This is a genomic window from Paenibacillus sp. 1-18, from assembly GCF_000520755.1.
Classification (GTDB): domain Bacteria; phylum Bacillota; class Bacilli; order Paenibacillales; family Paenibacillaceae; genus Paenibacillus; species Paenibacillus brasilensis.
Genome location: NZ_ASSB01000035.1, coordinates 1 through 471 on the forward strand (window position 1 = coordinate 1; position 471 = coordinate 471).

At 51.6% G+C, this 471-nt stretch carries 1 pseudogene; it reads right to left on the reverse strand.

What is annotated here, in order from left to right:
* Positions 1–471, reverse strand: a pseudogene (locus L693_RS27580) (AMP-binding protein); the annotation flags it as partial.

Below are 471 nucleotides of genomic sequence, written 5' to 3' on the forward strand. Positions count from 1 at the left end.
TTACACTTTGCGAGAAGCAACTTTCTCCAGGGCAATGCGCTCCATTTCCAGCCGGTTTACTTTTCCATTCCGATTTAATGGAAAATGGGCAAGCGGAAGCAACAGATCGGGAAACATGTATGAGGGAAGTACGCGATTCATTTCTTTGCGGAGTACAGACAAGGCCTGCGAGGATTCGCCTTCGATGTATGCGATAAGCAATGTTCCTTTAGCCTCGTCCTCCAGGGTGATCACGCAGGATCGGTATCCTAGCGAACCAATCCGGTCCTCGATATAGACCGGAGATACCATATAGCCCATCCGGTTGACCGTCTTGCCACTGCGGCCAATGACATACAGCATTTCGTCATCCAGATAGCCCAGATCCCCCGTCTTGAACCAGCCGTCCTGTAGAACGGACTGCGTCAGGTCTGGACGATTCAGGTAACCTTCCATGCATCCGGCACTGCGTATCCACACTTCGCCTACGAT